The following is a 15,824-nucleotide window of genomic DNA, read 5'->3' on the forward strand; positions in this document are numbered from 1 at the left end:
AGCTCGGCCAGCGTGGCGCAGCGGTCCTTGAACAGTGCGCACATGCGGATCAGCCGTTCGTCGTCCGCCACAGGCGCGCCGCGCGCGGCCAGCTGCACCGCGACGAGGGCCGCCAGCTCGGCATCGGGCGTGTGCTTGATGACGTGCGCGTTGACCCAGTTGAGCTTCGCCGCGTCCCACTGCGCCGGGCTGCGTGCCAGATGGCGGCCGTCGAACCAGGCCACCAGTTGCTGGCGGTCGAACAGTTCGTCGTCACCGTGGCTCCAGCCCAGCCGGGCGAGGTAGTTGACCATCGCGTCGGGCAGGTAGCCAGCCTCCTCGTACTGCATCACGCTGACCGCGCCGTGGCGCTTGGAAAGCTTGTCGCCGTCCGGGCCGAGGATCATGGGCACGTGGCCGTACTCGGGCAGTTCCGCGCCCAATGCGCGCAGGATGTTGATCTGCCGCGGCGTGTTGTTGACATGGTCGTCGCCGCGGATCACGTGACTGATCTGCATGTCCCAGTCGTCGACCACGACGCAGAAGTTGTAGGTGGGCGTGCCGTCGGGCCGGCAGATGATCAGGTCGTCGAGCTCGCGATTGCTGATCGTGATCGGCCCCTTGACCATGTCGTTCCAGGTCACGTCGCCGTCGATCGGGTTACGGAATCGCACCACCGGCTTCGCACCGGCCGGCACCGGCGGCAGCGTCTTGCCCGCCTCGGGCCGCCAGCGGCCGTCGTAGCGGGGCTTCTCGCCGCGCGAACGCTGGGCTTCGCGCATCGCGTCGAGCTCTTCGGGCGTGCAGTAGCAATGGTAGGCCGTGCCTGCTGCCAGCATCTGGTCGATCACGGCGCGGTAACGGTCGAGGCGCTGCATCTGGTAGAACGGCCCCTCGTCGTAATCCAGTCGCAGCCATTTCATCGCCGCGATGATCTGGTCGACGGCCTCCTGCGTGGAGCGTGCGACGTCGGTGTCCTCGATGCGCAGGATGAAGTCGCCGCCATGATGGCGCGCGAAGGCCCAGGAGAACAGCGCGGTGCGCGCCGTACCGAGGTGGAGGAAGCCCGTCGGGGACGGGGCGATGCGGGTGCGGACTCTTCGGGTCATCGTCGCTTGAGGGTCACAGCGTGGCCAGGCCGCGCTGCAGGTCGGTCTGCAGGTCGCGCACGTCGTCCAGGCCCACCGCCACGCGGATCATGCCCTGCGTGATGCCGGCGGCCTGGCGCTGTTCTTCGGTGAGACGCCCGTGCGAGGTGCTCGCCGGGTGGGTGATGGTGGTCTTGGTATCGCCGAGGTTGGCGGTGATGGAACACACGCGCGTCTGGTCGATGACGTGGAAGGCACGACGCCGTGCCTCCGGCGCGCCGCCCTCGGCCTGACCACGCACGACGAACGAGACCACCGCGCCGCCGCTGCCCGACTGCTGCGCCATCGCCAACGCATGCTGGGGATGCGATTCGAGGCCGGGGTAGTAGACGCGCTCCACCTGCGGCTGCGCCTCGAGCCAGCGCGCCAGCTCGAGCGCGCGTCGGCTCTGCGCTTCCATGCGGATGGACAGCGTCTCCAGCCCCTTGAGCACGACCCAGGCGTTGAACGGCGAGAGGCTCATGCCCGCGCTGCGCATCACCGGCACGAACTTCTCGTTGACCAGCGCTTCGCCGGCGCAGATGGCGCCGGCGATCACACGCCCCTGGCCGTCGAGGTACTTGGTGCCGGAGTGGATGACGAGGTCGGCGCCGTACTGGATCGGCCGCTGCAGCGCCGGCGAGCAGAAGCAGTTGTCCACCGCCAGCCAGGCGCCGGCCTGTTTCGCCATGGCCGCAAGCGCGGCGATATCGCACACCTCGGTCAGAGGATTGGTCGGCGACTCGGCAAACAGCAGCTTCGTGTTCGGCTTGATCGCGGCCCGCCACTGCGACACGTCGGTCTGCGACACGAAGGTCGTCTCGACGCCGAACTTGGCGAACTCGCGGCCGAACAGCATGATGGTCGAGCCGAACACGCTCTGCGAGCAGACCACGTGGTCGCCCGCCTTGAGCAGGCCCATGCCGAGCAGCAGGATGGCGCTCATGCCGCTCGATGTGGCGATGCAGGCCTGCGCGCCTTCGAGTGCCGCGAGACGGCGCTCGAACATCATCACCGTCGGGTTGGTGAAGCGCGAGTAGATGAACGCCTCTTCCTCGTTGGCGAAGCGCGCCGCGGCCGTGGCCGCGTCGGGCTGGCGGAAGCTGCTGGTGAGGAACAGCGCCTCGCTGTTCTCGCCCCAGGCGCTGGCCGGCAGACCCTCGCGAACGGCCAGCGTGTCGAGATGGAGGCCGTCGGGCAGCTCGACACGCGGGATGCGCTTGTCGCCCATCAGCCGGCCTCCGAGGCGTTGTGCAGCGCCAGCCGGGAGCGTTCGCCGCCCTCCTCTTCGTCGCCCTGGCTCTTGCGCTGCGCCGCGAGGGTGTCGAAATCGGCCGCGGAGATGTCGCCGGTGATGTAAACGCCGTCGAAGCACGAGGCCTCGAAACCGTCGAGCTTCGGGTTCAGCGCGGCGACCACCTTCTTCATCGCGGCCACGTCCTGGTAGATCAGCGCATCGGCACCGATGTACTGGCGGATCTCCTCGGCGCTTCGGTTGTGGGCGATCAGTTCGTCCTTGGTCGGCATGTCGATGCCGTACACGTTGGGGAAGCGCACCGGCGGCGCCGCCGAGGCCATGTAGACCTTGCGCGCGCCGGCGTCGCGGGCCATCTGCACGATCTCCTTGGAGGTCGTACCCCGAACGATCGAGTCGTCCACCAGCAGCACGTTGCGGCCCTTGAACTCGCTGGCGATGGCGTTGAGCTTCTGGCGCACCGACTTCTTGCGCATGCCCTGCCCCGGCATGATGAAGGTGCGGCCCACGTAGCGGTTCTTCACGAAGCCTTCGCGGTAGGGCTTGCCGATCTTCTGCGCGAGCTGCATCGCCGACGGCCGGCTCGACTCCGGGATCGGGATCACCACGTCGATCTCGCTCGGCGGCATGGTCGAGATCAGCCGCTGGGCCAGCGTCTCGCCCATGTTGAGGCGGGCCTGGTAAACGGAGATCCCGTCCATCACCGAGTCGGGCCGGGCGAGGTAGACGAACTCGAACATGCAAGGGTTGAGCGTCGGGTGCTCGGCGCACTGCTGTGCGTGCAGGCGGCCCTCGAGGTCGATGAAGATCGCCTCGCCCGGCGCCACGTCGCGTACGAGCTTGTGCCCCGTGCCCTCCAGCGCTACCGACTCGCTGGCCACCATCACCTCGCGGCCCTCGGGCCCCTGCCCTTCGCCGAAGCACAGCGGCCGGATGCCGAACGGGTCGCGGAAGGCCAGCAGGCCGTGGCCGGCGATCAGCGCGATCACCGCGTACGAGCCCTTCAGGCGCTTGTGCACCGCACCCACGGCCTTGAAGATGGACTCGGGGGTCAGCGGCAGGTCGCGCGCGGCGAGCTCGAGCTCGTGCGCGACGATGTTGATCAGCACCTCGGTGTCGCTCTCGGTGTTGATGTGGCGCCGGTCGATGTCGAACAGCTCCTGCTTCAGCGAGTGCGCGTTGGTCAGGTTGCCGTTGTGCACGAGCACGATGCCGAACGGCGCGTTGACGTAGAACGGTTGCGCCTCCTCCTCGCTGTAGGCGTTGCCCGCCGTGGGGTAGCGGACCTGGCCGAGGCCGACCTTGCCCGGCAGCGCGCGCATGTTGCGAGTGCGGAAGACGTCGCGCACCATGCCGCGCGCCTTGTGCATGAAGCACTTGGTACCCTGCATCGTGACGATGCCCGCGGCGTCCTGCCCGCGGTGCTGCAGCAGCAGCAGCGCGTCGTAGATCAGCTGGTTGACCGGCGAACGCGAGATCACACCGACGATGCCACACATGTCACTGACTCCTGTTCATCCCGCCGGCCATCATGCCCGGCGCAGCTGCGCCGCCACCTGGGGCGGCAGCAACGGCATCAAACCCTCGAGCATGGCGGCGAGCACGCCGGCGCCGCGCGACTGCTGCCAGGCACCGGACTTCACCGCCGGCGTGAGCCCGACCACCGCGGCCACCGCCAGCAGCAGCACCACCCCGCGCAGCGCGCCGAACAGCGCCCCCAGGCCGCGATCCGGGATCGACAGCGGCGTGGCATGCAGCAGCAGCCGGATCAGCCTCGCCGCGATCGCCCAGACGATCAGCGCCACCACGAAGACGACGGCGAACGCCGCACCCAGGTTGATGGCCGAGCCGGGCGCGCCGATCGGCAGGTAGGGCGCAGCCACCGGCGCGAACCACTGCGCCGCGAACCAGGCGGCCACCCAGCCGGCCAGCGACAGCACCTCGAAGACGAAACCGCGGATCAGGCCGACGATCACCGACACCACCAGCACCGCCAGCAGCGTGGCGTCGACCCAGCCGATCTGCGTGAAGTCCATGGCCATGCGCTCAGAGCGTGAGCACCACGGCGCCGACCCCTGCGGCCTTGGCCTTGGCCAGCGCCTTCTCGGCTTCCTCGCGCGTCGCGAAGGGGCCGGCGCGCACGCGCGTGCGGTTGCCCGCGGACGTCTCGACCACCTGCGTGTAGCTCTTCAGGCCGAGTTTCTCCAGCTTGGCGCGCATCTCGCGGGCCGCGGCAGCATCGGCAAAGGCGCCCGCCTGAACGACGAAGCGGCCACCCTCGCGTGCCGGCTCGGCGGCAGGCGCGGCCTTGGCCTGCGCCGGTTTCGGCTCGGGCCGGGCCTCGAGCAGCGCCTTCGCACGGGCTGCGTCGTTGGCGGCGGCCGCGGCCGGTGCGCGCGGCGACTCGGCCTCCGGCCTCTTCGCCTCCGCGGTCGACGCCGGCTGCCGGGCGGCAGCCGCGCTGGCCGTGGCCACCGGCTCGCGCGGGGCTTCGGCCGGGGCCGCCGCTTCGTCGCGCGGCGAGGCGACGATCACGCCGGATGCCTTTGCGGCCGGCGCACGCGCGGGTGGCATCGCCAGCGCGGGCGATCCGTCCTTGCGCGGGATCTCGATCGGGATGTCCACTGGCACCGGCCGCGGCTGGGTCTCGAACACCAGCGGGAAGCCGATGACGCCGGCCATCACCAGCACCGCGGCCCCCATCAGCCGGCGCCGGGCGCGGGTGCGGGCCAGCGCGACCTCGTCATGCGCCCCGGCCGACCGCGGGGAAGCTTCGGCAGCGTTCGAGCGGCGCTGGAAGAACGACAGCAGACCCATGCGGTGCTTGAGGTGCGTTGGGGTGGGTGGGCCGGGCCGTCACACCCCGCCTGCAGGTGGGAGGCCGCTGGCCGCGGCGCTCAGCCGACGTGCCGCGCCCCGAGCCGGGGCAGGCCGTCCTTCAACACGCCGCCGACGGTGTAGAACGATCCGAAGACCACGATTCTATCAGCGGGGTCTGCCTCGGCGAGGGCGGCGGCCAGTGCCTGCGAGGGATCCGCATGCCGGTGCACGCCCACCGGCCCCGGCCCCTTGCAGCCCAGAGCGGCATGCAGCGCAGCCAGTTCGTCCGCCTTCGCCGCCCGCGCGATCGGCAGGTCGGTGAAGTGCCAGTCGTCCACGAGCGGCGCCAGCTTGCCGAGGATGGCCGCGAGATCCTTGTCGCGCATGGCGCCGAACACCGCGCGTGTGCGCGGGTAGAAACCCATCTGGTCGAGGTTCTGCGCCAGCGCGGCGACCGAGTGCGGGTTGTGCGCGACGTCGAGCACCAGGGTCGGCTGGCCGGCGACAATCTGGAACCGGCCCGGCAGTTCCACCAGCGCCAGACCGTTGCGCACGGCCTGCGCCGTGATGGGCAGCCTGTCGCGCATTGCCTCGAAGGCCGCCAGCACGCCGGCCGCATTCAGCAGCTGGTTGGCGCCCCGCAGCGCCGGGTAGGCGAGCCCGTTGTAGCGTCGCTCGCGGCCGGCCCAGTTCCACTGCTGACGATCACCCGCGTAGCTGAAGTCGCGTCCGGACAGCCACAGGTCGGCGCCGACGCGCTCGGCCTCGGCAAGGACGCTGGCCGGCGGCACCGGGTCGCTCACCACGGCCGGTTTGCCGCGGCGCATGATGCCGGCCTTCTCCCGCCCGATCGACTCGCGGTCGGGGCCGAGAAACTCCATGTGGTCGAGGTCGATGCTGGTGATGATGGCGCAATCGCTGTCGAAGGCATTGACGGCGTCGAAGCGCCCGCCCATGCCCACCTCGAGGATGACGACGTCCAGCGGCGCATGGGCGAGGCATCGCGCGATCGCCAGCGTGGTGAACTCGAAGATGCTCAACGTGATCTCGCGCCGGGCCGACTCCACCGCCTCGAAGTGGGGAAGCAGGTCCGCTTCGCCGACCATGCGCCCGTCGATGCGGCAGCGCTCTTCGAAGTGCACCAGATGCGGCTTCGCGTAAAGGCCGACGCGGTAGCCGGCCTGCAAGGCAATCGCTTCGAGCATCGCGCAGGTCGACCCTTTGCCATTCGTCCCGGCGACGGTGATCACCGGCACCTCGAAGCCGAGCCCGAGCCGAGCCTTGACCTCGACCACCCGCTCCAGCGACAGGTCGATTTCGGTGGGATGCATGCCGGCGCAGTACGCCAGCCATTCGGGGAGCGATCTCGGTGCCATGGAGTCGGGCCGGCCCGCGGCCCCCGGCGAGCACCGTGCTGCGGGGCGCGCCGGAAGAGCGCGGATCGATCAGGCGATTGTGCCTTGCGCCAGCAAGGCCCGGGACGCAGCCGTGATGCGGCCGATGGCGTGGTACTCCAGGCCCGCGGCCTCCGGCAGTTCGGGTGCGTACATGTTGCGCCCGTCGAAGATGATCGGATGGCGCAGCATCGACTTGATCGCAGCAAAGTCCGGGCTGCGGAACTGTTTCCACTCGGTCACGATGACCAGCGCATCCGCGCCCTCGAGTGCGGCCATGTTCTTGTCGACGAAGGTGAGTCCGTCGTGCGGGCCGAACACGCGCTTGGCTTCGTCCATCGCGACGGGATCGAACACCTGCAACTTTGCTCCACGACGCAGCAGTTCGCCGACGATCACCCGGCTGGGAGCCTCACGCATGTCGTCGGTATCCGGCTTGAAGGCCAGCCCCCAGATCGCGAAGTTCAGTCCGGACAGATCCTCGCCGAAGCGGCGAACAATCTTGTCGATGAGGACGGACTTCTGGCGCTCGTTCGCATCCTCGACGGCGCGAAGCACCTTGAGAGACTGCCCGACGCCGTCGGCCGTGCGGATGATTGCCTGCACGTCCTTCGGGAAGCACGAACCACCGTATCCGCAACCGGCATAGAGAAAGCTGATACCGATACGCGGATCGCTGCCGATCCCCTTGCGAACCTGTTCGATGTCGGCCCCGAGCCGCTCGGCCAGCAGCGACATCTCGTTCATGAACGAGATGCGAGTGGCCAGCATCGCATTGGCCGCGTATTTCGTCAGTTCGGCCGAGCGCAGATCCATCACGATCAGACGCTCGTGGCTGCGCTGGAACGGCGCGTAGAGCGCCCGCATCAGCAGAATCGCCTGCTCATCCTCGGCCCCGACCACGATACGGTCGGGGCGCATAAAGTCCTCGACGGCCGCACCTTCCTTCAGGAACTCGGGATTGGAGACCACCCCATAGCGACCTTGCACATTGCGCCGCGCAAGTTCCTCGGCAATCGCCGCCTTCACCTTGTCAGCTGTGCCGACCGGCACCGTGCTCTTGTCGACAACGACCTTGTAGTCGGTCATGTGCCGACCGATGTTGCGCGCCGCCTCCAGCACGTATTTCAGGTCGGCCGAGCCGTCTTCGTCTGGCGGTGTACCGACTGCGATGAACTGCAGCGTGCCATGATCCACCGCCGCCTTGACGTCGGTGGTGAAGTGCAGGCGACCCGCCTCGACGTTCTGGTTGACGATGCGTTCGAGTCCCGGCTCGTAGATCGGCAGGCGACCCTTCTGCAAGCCGGCGATCTTGTCGGCATCGACATCGAGGCACAGAACGTCGTTGCCCATGTCGGCCAGACAAGCGCCCGAGACGAGACCGACGTACCCGGTACCTACGACAGTGATCTTCATCAAGTGACTTTCTTCGATTGGACATGTGGCCTGTCCGAAGCAGACCGCGAGACGAGCGTGAGGCGGCCTCCATGTCGGACGGCGGTCGAGTGTCTCACGCGGTCACGATCGCGGTGCCCCCCCAATTGCGAGGATCGTCCCGGCGAAAGGTCACGGCCCGTGAAGAAGGTCCGTACTCAGGCCATCGCGTCCGCGCTCAGCCCCTGCAACATCGCCATCGAACGGGCGACGACGCTGCGCAGCTCGCGCCGGTCGATGATCATGTCGATCGCGCCCTTCTCGACCAGGAACTCGGCGCGCTGGAAGCCTTCGGGCAGCTTCTCGCGCACGGTGTTCTCGATCACGCGCGGGCCGGCGAAGCCGATCAGTGCGCGAGGCTCGGCGATGACCACGTCGCCCATGAACGCGAAGCTGGCGGACACGCCGCCCATGGTCGGGTCGGTGAGCACGCTGATGTAGGGCAGGCGCGCCTTCGCCAGGCGCGTCAGCGCGGCATTGGTCTTGGCCATCTGCATCAGGCTGAGCAGGCCCTCCTGCATGCGCGCTCCACCGGTGGCGGTGAAGCTGACGAACGGCGTCTTCTGCTCGACTGCTGTCTCCACGCCGCGCACGAAACGCTCGCCGACTACCGAGCCCATCGAACCGCCCATGAAGTCGAACTCGAAGCAGGCCGCCACCACCGGCAGGCTCATCACCGAGCCGCCCATCACCACCAGCGCGTCGGTCTCGCCGGTGGCTTCGAGCGCGTCCTTCAGTCGCTCGGGATACTTCTTGCTGTCCTTGAATTTCAGCGCATCGACCGGCAGCACCTCCTGGCCGATCTCATAGCGGCCCTCGGCGTCGAGGAAGGCATCGAGCCGGGCACGCGCGCCGATGCGGTGGTGATGGCCGCACTTCGGGCAGACGTTGACGTTCTGCTCCAGGTCGGACTTGTAGAGCACCGTCTCGCACGAGGGGCACTTGATCCACAGCCCTTCCGGCACCGTGCGCCGTTCGCTCGGGTCGGTCTGCTGGATCTTCGGGGGCAGCAGTTTCTCAAGCCAGCTCATGGAACGGGTCCTTTCAGGAGTCGAGGGCGGCACGGATGCCGCCGATGAAGTCGGCCGCCGCGGCCGCCACGCTGCCGCGGTCGAGCGTCTCGAGCAGTTGCACCAGCGCCGAGCCGATCACCACGGCATCGGAGACCGCGGCCACCGCCCGCGCCGTCTGCGCATCGCGGATGCCGAAGCCCACGCCCACCGGCAGCTTCACGTGCTGCTTGATGCGCGGCACCATCCCGGCCACCGCGGCGGTGTCGAGGTGGCCGGCGCCGGTCACGCCCTTGAGCGACACATAGTAGACATAGCCGCTGGCGATGCGGCCGACCTCGCGGATGCGCTGCTCGGTGGAGGTGGGCGCGAGCAGGAAGATCATGTCCAGGCCCTTCGCGCCGAGCTTGCCGGCGAAGGCCTCGCACTCTTCCGGCGGGTAGTCGACCACCAGTACGCCGTCCACGCCGGCCGCTGCCGCGTCGGCCACGAAGCGGTCGACGCCATAGCGCTCCACCGGGTTCGCATAGCCCATCAGCACCACCGGCGTCTTGGCGTCGCGGGCGCGGAAGTCGCGCACGATCTGCAGCACCTGGGGCATGCCGATGCCCTTGGCGAGCGCGCGCTCCGAGGCCTTCTGGATCACCGGGCCGTCGGCCATCGGGTCGGAGAACGGCACGCCGAGTTCGATCACGTCGGCGCCGGCCTTCGCCATCGCCAGCATGATGTCGACGCTGGCGTCGGCGTACGGATCACCGGCCGTCACATAGGGGATCAGCGCCTTGCGGCCGCGCGCGCGCAGCGCCTCGAAGGTGGCGGCGATGCGGCTCACAGTGCACCACCCTTCACGCTCTGCCCGCGGCACGACGGCCGGCAGTAGAACTCGGCACCGGACAGGTCGGCCACCGTGCCGATGTCCTTGTCGCCACGGCCTGAGAGGTTCACGAGCAGGTGCTGGTCCTTGCGCATCGTCGGCGCCAGCTTCATTGCATAGGCCACCGCATGGCTGGATTCGAGCGCCGGGATGATGCCCTCGGTGCGGCACAGGCGGTGGAAGGCCGAGAGCGCCTCGTCGTCGGTGATGCCGACGTACTCGGCGCGGCCGATGTCCTTCAGGTAGGCATGCTCGGGGCCGACGCCGGGGTAGTCGAGGCCGGCCGAGATCGAGTGCGTCTCGGTGATCTGGCCGTTGGCGTCCTGCAGCAGGTAGGTGCGGTTGCCGTGCAGCACGCCGGGCGTGCCAGCGGACATGGACGCCGCATGCTTGCCGCTGGCCAGGCCCTGCCCCGCCGCTTCCACGCCGATCAGGCGCGTGCCCTCGTGCGGGATGTAGGGATAGAAGATGCCCATCGCGTTGCTGCCGCCGCCCACGCAGGCGATCACCGCATCGGGCTGGCGCCCGATCATCTCGGGCATCTGCACCAGGCACTCGTCGCCGATGACGCGCTGGAAGTCGCGCACCATCATCGGGTAGGGGTGCGGGCCGGCCACCGTGCCGATGATGTAGAAGGTGTTCTCGACGTTGGTGACCCAGTCGCGCAGCGCTTCGTTGAGCGCATCCTTCAGCGTCTTGCTGCCGGACTCGACGGGCACCACCTTCGCGCCGAGCAGGTGCATGCGGTAGACGTTGGGCGACTGGCGCTTGACGTCTTCGCTGCCCATGTACACCACGCACTCCATACCGTAGCGGGCACAGATGGTCGCCGTGGCCACGCCATGCTGGCCGGCGCCGGTTTCGGCGATCACGCGCGGCTTGCCCATGCGGCGGGCGAGCATCGCCTGGCCGATGGTGTTGTTCACCTTGTGCGCGCCGGTGTGGTTCAGGTCCTCGCGCTTGAGGTAGATCTGCGCGCCGCCGAGTTCGCGGCTGAGCCGCTCGGCGTGGTAGACCGGACTGGGCCGGCCGACGAAGTGGGCCAGTTCGGAGCGGAATTCGGCCATGAAGGCCGGGTCGGCACGGGCCTCGTCGTAGGCCTGTTTCAGTTCGTCGAGCGCATGGATGAGCGTCTCGGCCACGAAGGTGCCGCCATAGACGCCGAAGTGCCCCCGCTCATCGGGCTGCTGGTAATTCAACATGGTGGTGGAAAGTGTTCAGGTCTCGGAGTCCGCGATGCGCGCATCGGCCTCGCGCACCGCCTCGCAGAACCGGCGCATCAGGGTGGCGTCCTTGACGCCCTTCGCTGCCTCCACGCCGGAACTCACGTCAACGGCCCAGGGCCGCACCTGAAGAATGCCTTCGATCACATTTCCGGCATGCAACCCACCAGACAAAACGACCGGACGGGGCACGTTGGCGGGGATGAGAGACCAATCGAAGACCTTTCCGCCGCCGCCATACCCCTCGACGTGCGCGTCGAGCAGGATGGCCTGGGCGCTGGCGAACTGCTGGGCAAAGTCTACCAAATCGAGCCCAGGGTCCATCCGGGCGGCCCGCAGGTAGGCCCGGCCCGGGCGTTCGCAGTCGGACACCGTCTCGTCGCCGTGGAACTGCAGAAGGCACTGGGGAAGCGCAGCCACCGCCTCGGCCAGCTCGGCAGCGCTCGCATTGACCAGCAGAGCCACGGGCATCACGAACGGCGGCAGCCGGCGGGCCAGTTCGGCGGCACGCGCCGCACTGACGTGGCGCGAGCTCTTCGCATAGAGCACGAAACCGATCGCGTCCGCCCCCGCCTCGACGGCAGCGTCGACGTCGGCCTCGCGGGTCAGCCCGCAGATCTTGATGCGCGTGCGCTGGTTCATCCGGGCAGCCAGTCCATTGCCGCCGCGACTTCCGGCAGCGCCAGCGTCGGATCGTAGTACGGTCCGGCGAAGTACAGGCCGTCGGCCGGGAAGGTCGGCGCCGCCAGGCTGCGGTCGCGCGCGGCCAGCACGCCGGCCAGCCAGCGGGCGTCGCGCGTCCCGGCGCCCACCGCCACCAGGCAGCCGAGGATGTTGCGCACCATGTGGTGCAGGAAGGCGCTGGCCTCGAACTCGAAGCGCCAGTAGGCGCCATGCCGTTCGAGGTGGATTCGGCGCAGCGTCTTCACCGGCGAGGCCGCCTGGCACTCGGCGGAGCGGAAGGCGGAGAAGTCGTGCTCGCCGATCAGTAGCTGCGAGGCGCTGCGCATCGCCTCGCCGTCGAGCGGGCGGAAGCTCCAGCCCACCAGACCGGCCTCGAGCGACGGCCGCACCGGCGATTCGCGCATCACGTAGACGTAGCGCCGGCCGAGCGCGCTGTTGCGGGCGTGGAAGTCGTCGTCGACGAGGCGGCACCATTGCACCGCGATGTCGTCGGGCAGGAAGCGGTTGGTGCCGCGCACCCACGAGAACGGCTCCCGGGCAGCCTCCGTGTCCAGGTGAACGACCTGGTTGAGCGCGTGCACGCCGGCATCGGTGCGGCCGGCGCACATCACCCGCACCGGGGCGTCGAGAAAGCTGGCGAGCGCCTGCTCCAGCCGGTCCTGCACGGTGTTGCCGCCTGGCTGGCTCTGCCAGCCCTGGTAGGCGGTGCCGCGGTAGCTGACGCCGAGGGCGACCCTCACGGCCGGCTCCGCAGGGCGACGCGGGCGCCGAGGCGCCCGTGCATCAACCCAGCTGCTCGAGCATGCCCTGGGCCTTCGACTTCAGCGAGCCGGAGGCCTTGGACACCACTTCCTGCAGCAGGTCGCGCGCGCCTTCCATGTCGCCGATCTGGCGGAACTCTTCTGCCAGTTCGAGCTTGCGCGACAGCGGGTCGGCCGCGTCGTCCTCGTCGAAGCCCGACAGGCCGGAGTCGCCGAAGCCCGAGGGCACGGTGGTCGGGCCCGACGGAGCGGCTGCCGCGGGCGCATCGCCGGCCGGCAGGTCGAGGTCGAGCGAGATGCCGGCCAGATCGAATTCCACCGACGGCGCGGGCGCCGGGGCCGGTGCCGCAGACGGCTCCGCAGCGATATCGGGCAGCGTGAGATCCGCCGAGCCGAAATCGAGCGTTGCATCGTCCTGCGGCGCGGCCGCGAAAGGCTGGGTGCTTTGCAGCGGCACCGGCTCGGTCGGCCCCGGGGGCGCATCGGTACCGATGTCGAGGTCGAGGTCCACGCCGGCGTCGGGCGCGGGCCGGGTGTCGAGCGCCGAGGCGCCGTACTGCGACGGTGACGGCAGCACCGACTGCGGCATGGTGCTCGCGCCCAGCGGCTCGATCATCGCGCCCGAGCCCGCGGTGCCACCGGCCGGGGCGCCGCCCGGCTGGTACAGCGGGTTCTCCGGGTCGATCTGGAGGCCGAGTTCCTGGGCCTTCGCCCAGTCTTCGCCTTGCCCCTGCGTCAGCGCATACAGCTGGGTGGCGAGCAACTCGAAGCCCTTGGTGTCGCGGCGCTTGGCGTAGACCTCCAGCAGCTTGGTGCGAATGGCCATGCGATCGGGGTTGCCGCGCATCGCCTCCTTCAGGATCTCCTCGGCCTGCAGGTCGCGCCCGTAGGCCAGGTACACGTCGGCCTCGGCCACAGGATCGACGTCGCCAATGGCGTCGAGCTGGCTCAGCGAGTAGCTCATCGACGACGAATTGCCACCCGCATCGCGCGTGTCGATGCGCTGGCCGCCGCTGGCGCCGAAGAAGGAATCGGGCTGCAGCCGGCTCTCGAGGAACGAAGTCTCCCCGCTGTCCTTCTTGCTTCGGCGGGTGAAGCGGTAGACGCCGAAGCCGGCCAGCAAAGCAACCAGCAGGCCGCCGCCGACCAGGGCCATCGGGTTGTCGTCGAGCAGCGAACTGATGAAGCTCGGCTCTTCCGCGGGCACGGCTGCCGGTACGGCCGGCGGTGCAGCGGGTTTGGGTGGCGCGGCCACCGATGCAGCCGGCGCGGCGGCAACAACCGCGTCCGAGGCGGCCGGCATAGCCACGAGTGTGGGCAGCGAGGCCGCAGCCACCGGCGCCGCGGCGGATGCCGGAGCCGCTGCGATGACCGGGGCCGATGCCGGCGCCGGAGCTGGAGCAGGCGCTGCGGCGACGACCGGTGCGGATGCGGGCGCCGGTGCTGCGGCCACGGGCGGCTTCACGGGCACGGTGACGCTCACCGGCGCGGAGGCTGGCGCCGGCGCCGCGGCGGGTGCTGCCGGCGCGGGCTTGGCCTTGGCCGCTTCGTCACCGAGCTTCTTCAGCTCGGCCACGTTCTTCGAGAGTTCGGCCACCCGGGTGGCCGTGTCCTTCTTCTCTGCCGACTTGGCGATCTGCTCCTCGGCGGAGGCCTTTCCGGCCGCACCCTTGCTCAGCGTGAGCTTGTCGGGGGCGGGTGCGGCGGCCTGCTTGCGGTCCTGCACCTCGGTCTGCACGGTACCCGTGGCCTGGCGCGCCGGGCCGCTGTCGCGAGCCGCAGGCACGGCACCGGCCAGGCGCTGGCGGTAGGCGCCGAAGTCGGCGCTCTGCGCCTGGATCAATTGCCGCGCTTCCGCCGGTGAAACAGCCTTGGCCTCGTCCGCGCTGGGCACGGACAGCACGACCCCGGATTTCAGCCGGTTCATGTTGTTGCCGACGAACGCGTCCGGATTCGCCTGGAACAGCGAGACCAGCATCTGGTCGAGCGACACGCCCGAGCGGCGCGTCTTGCCGGCGATGCGGGAGAGCGTATCGCCCTGGCGCACCGTGTACTCATCCGCGGTGCCCCCCGGGGCCGCAGCAGGTGCAGCCGCGGCAGGCGCGGGCGCAGCGGCCGGTCGCGTCTCGGCGACGGGCCGGCTGGCACGCGGGGTGGGTGCGGGTGCCGCCGCAGGGGCCGGCGGCGCCGCAGCGATCACCGGCGCAGTGGCCGGCGCGCTCGGCACCGGCGCCGGCGCACGGGCCATCGCCGGCGGGTCGAACAGCATGGTGTACTCGCGCACCAGCCGGCCGCTGGCCCAGGAGATGTCGAGGATCACGTCGACGAAGGGCTCCTGCACCGCGCGATCGCTGGTCACGCGCAGGTAGGGCCGGCCGTCGGCGCGGCGCTGCAGCTCGACGTTGGTGGCCGGCAGCACGGGGTTGTATTCGACGCCGGCAGCGCGATAGGCCTCGGGCGTGGCCACGCGCACGCGCAGGGTGCCGGCCTCTTCGGGCGTCAGGCTGGTGACGTCGATCTCGGCCCGCAGCGCCTCGCCCAGTGCCGACTGCACGGAAAGCCTGCCCAGACCCAGCGCGTACGCATTCGATGCGGCAAGCCACAGGGTCGCGGCGGCCACACCGGTCAGGGCCCAGCGCCCTGAGAAGGTCGAGTTTGATTTCAAGGCGTCTCCCAATAGGACCCAGCCGGGCATGTGAACAGCCGGCGGCTGTCGAGTCGGTTACCGGCGCAGGACATCCGCACCTCACGCGAAGAGCTAGAAATCACAATAACATCAAGAGGATACGAAGACAAGCTCATGCATTGGCTGATATTCCGCGCTTATCGATCGAGCGAGCCTCGAGCGTGACAAATGTTGCAGCGCGCCAACGGCGGACCGTTGGCGCCCACTGACTCAGGCCTCGACCAGGATGCGCAGCATGCGGCGCAGCGGCTCGGCCGCGCCCCACAGCAGCTGATCGCCGATGGTGAACGCGCCCAGGTACTGCGGCCCCATCGCCAGCTGGCGGATGCGGCCAACGGGGATCGTCAGCGTGCCCGTCACGGCCACCGGTGTGAGGTCCCTCAGCGTGGCCTCGCGGGTGTTCGGCACCACCTTCACCCAGGCGTTGTCGGCGGCGATCATGGCCTCGACGTCGGCGACCGGCACGTCCTTCTTCAGCTTGAACATCAGCGCCTGGCTGTGGCAGCGCATCGCACCGATGCGCACGCAGAAGCCGTCGACCGGCACGGCCGCAGTGCCGAAGCCCTCGCCCTGGCCG

General features: G+C 69.4%; 14 protein-coding genes. All 14 read right to left on the minus strand.

All coding sequences use genetic code 11. The annotated features are described in order from the left end of the window. A partial coding sequence (gene gltX, locus AB7U92_RS07075) for a glutamate--tRNA ligase (protein WP_428575472.1) occupies window positions 1–1,088 on the minus strand: 1,088 nt, incomplete at its 3' end. Between the two features lie 13 nt (window positions 1,089–1,101). Then, entirely contained in the window at window positions 1,102–2,337 is a 1,236-nt protein-coding gene (locus AB7U92_RS07080; protein ID WP_428575473.1) for an O-succinylhomoserine sulfhydrylase, read from the minus strand. Beyond that, entirely contained in the window at window positions 2,337–3,860 is a 1,524-nt protein-coding gene (gene purF, locus AB7U92_RS07085) for an amidophosphoribosyltransferase (protein ID WP_428575474.1), read from the minus strand. The genes AB7U92_RS07080 and purF overlap by 1 nt, the downstream gene beginning before the upstream one ends. Before the next feature lie 30 nt (window positions 3,861–3,890). Further along, window positions 3,891–4,403 carry a CvpA family protein gene (locus AB7U92_RS07090; protein WP_428575475.1) on the minus strand — a complete coding sequence of 171 codons (513 nt, stop codon included), beginning with the start codon at window positions 4,401–4,403 and terminating at the stop codon, window positions 3,891–3,893. Between the two features lie 4 nt (window positions 4,404–4,407). After that, on the minus strand, window positions 4,408–5,178 hold the full coding sequence (locus tag AB7U92_RS07095; protein WP_428575476.1) for an SPOR domain-containing protein: 771 nt from the start codon (window positions 5,176–5,178) through the stop codon (window positions 4,408–4,410). A gap of 80 nt (window positions 5,179–5,258) precedes the next feature. Then, complete coding sequence (gene folC, locus AB7U92_RS07100) at window positions 5,259–6,512, minus strand: bifunctional tetrahydrofolate synthase/dihydrofolate synthase (RefSeq protein ID WP_428575477.1); 1,254 nt, start codon at window positions 6,510–6,512, stop codon at window positions 5,259–5,261. 114 nt (window positions 6,513–6,626) lie between these two features. After that, complete coding sequence (locus AB7U92_RS07105) at window positions 6,627–7,991, minus strand: UDP-glucose dehydrogenase family protein (RefSeq protein WP_428575478.1); 1,365 nt, start codon at window positions 7,989–7,991, stop codon at window positions 6,627–6,629. Between the two features lie 176 nt (window positions 7,992–8,167). Further along, window positions 8,168–9,040 (minus strand): acetyl-CoA carboxylase, carboxyltransferase subunit beta, encoded by an 873-nt coding sequence (accD, locus tag AB7U92_RS07110; protein WP_428575479.1) that lies wholly within the window; start codon window positions 9,038–9,040, stop codon window positions 8,168–8,170. A 13-nt stretch (window positions 9,041–9,053) separates the two neighbouring features. Then, the gene (gene trpA, locus AB7U92_RS07115) at window positions 9,054–9,851 is read right to left on the minus strand and encodes a tryptophan synthase subunit alpha (RefSeq protein ID WP_428575480.1); all 798 of its coding nucleotides are present in this window, start codon (window positions 9,849–9,851) and stop codon (window positions 9,054–9,056) included. Continuing rightward, window positions 9,848–11,095, minus strand: a complete 1,248-nt coding sequence (trpB, locus tag AB7U92_RS07120) for a tryptophan synthase subunit beta (RefSeq protein ID WP_428575481.1) — start codon at window positions 11,093–11,095, stop codon at window positions 9,848–9,850. The genes trpA and trpB overlap by 4 nt, the downstream gene beginning before the upstream one ends. 15 nt (window positions 11,096–11,110) lie before the next feature. Next, window positions 11,111–11,758: a phosphoribosylanthranilate isomerase gene (locus AB7U92_RS07125; protein WP_428575482.1), complete on the minus strand. Its 648-nt coding sequence runs from the start codon at window positions 11,756–11,758 to the stop codon at window positions 11,111–11,113. Then, entirely contained in the window at window positions 11,755–12,540 is a 786-nt protein-coding gene (gene truA, locus AB7U92_RS07130; RefSeq protein ID WP_428575483.1) for a tRNA pseudouridine(38-40) synthase TruA, read from the minus strand. The genes AB7U92_RS07125 and truA overlap by 4 nt, the downstream gene beginning before the upstream one ends. 43 nt (window positions 12,541–12,583) lie before the next feature. After that, complete coding sequence (locus AB7U92_RS07135; protein WP_428575484.1) at window positions 12,584–15,226, minus strand: FimV/HubP family polar landmark protein; 2,643 nt, start codon at window positions 15,224–15,226, stop codon at window positions 12,584–12,586. Between the two features lie 231 nt (window positions 15,227–15,457). Further along, the coding region (locus tag AB7U92_RS07140; protein ID WP_428575485.1) for an aspartate-semialdehyde dehydrogenase at window positions 15,458–15,824 on the minus strand (367 nt) is incomplete at its 5' end.

The sequence above is a fragment of the Piscinibacter sp. genome, from assembly GCF_050175855.1.
In the GTDB taxonomy this organism is placed as follows: Bacteria; Pseudomonadota; Gammaproteobacteria; order Burkholderiales; family Burkholderiaceae_C; genus Piscinibacter.

Coding starts and splice junctions, on each gene's coding strand:
- AB7U92_RS07080 (WP_428575473.1), bottom strand. CDS start 2,337: ATGGGCGACAAGCGCATCCCGCGTGTCGAGCTGCCCGACGGCCTCCAT.
- purF (WP_428575474.1), bottom strand. CDS start 3,860: ATGTGTGGCATCGTCGGTGTGATCTCGCGTTCGCCGGTCAACCAGCTG.
- AB7U92_RS07090 (WP_428575475.1), bottom strand. CDS start 4,403: ATGGCCATGGACTTCACGCAGATCGGCTGGGTCGACGCCACGCTGCTG.
- AB7U92_RS07095 (WP_428575476.1), bottom strand. CDS start 5,178: ATGGGTCTGCTGTCGTTCTTCCAGCGCCGCTCGAACGCTGCCGAAGCT.
- folC (WP_428575477.1), bottom strand. CDS start 6,512: ATGCATCCCACCGAAATCGACCTGTCGCTGGAGCGGGTGGTCGAGGTC.
- AB7U92_RS07105 (WP_428575478.1), bottom strand. CDS start 7,991: ATGAAGATCACTGTCGTAGGTACCGGGTACGTCGGTCTCGTCTCGGGC.
- accD (WP_428575479.1), bottom strand. CDS start 9,040: ATGAGCTGGCTTGAGAAACTGCTGCCCCCGAAGATCCAGCAGACCGAC.
- trpB (WP_428575481.1), bottom strand. CDS start 11,095: ATGTTGAATTACCAGCAGCCCGATGAGCGGGGGCACTTCGGCGTCTAT.
- AB7U92_RS07125 (WP_428575482.1), bottom strand. CDS start 11,758: ATGAACCAGCGCACGCGCATCAAGATCTGCGGGCTGACCCGCGAGGCC.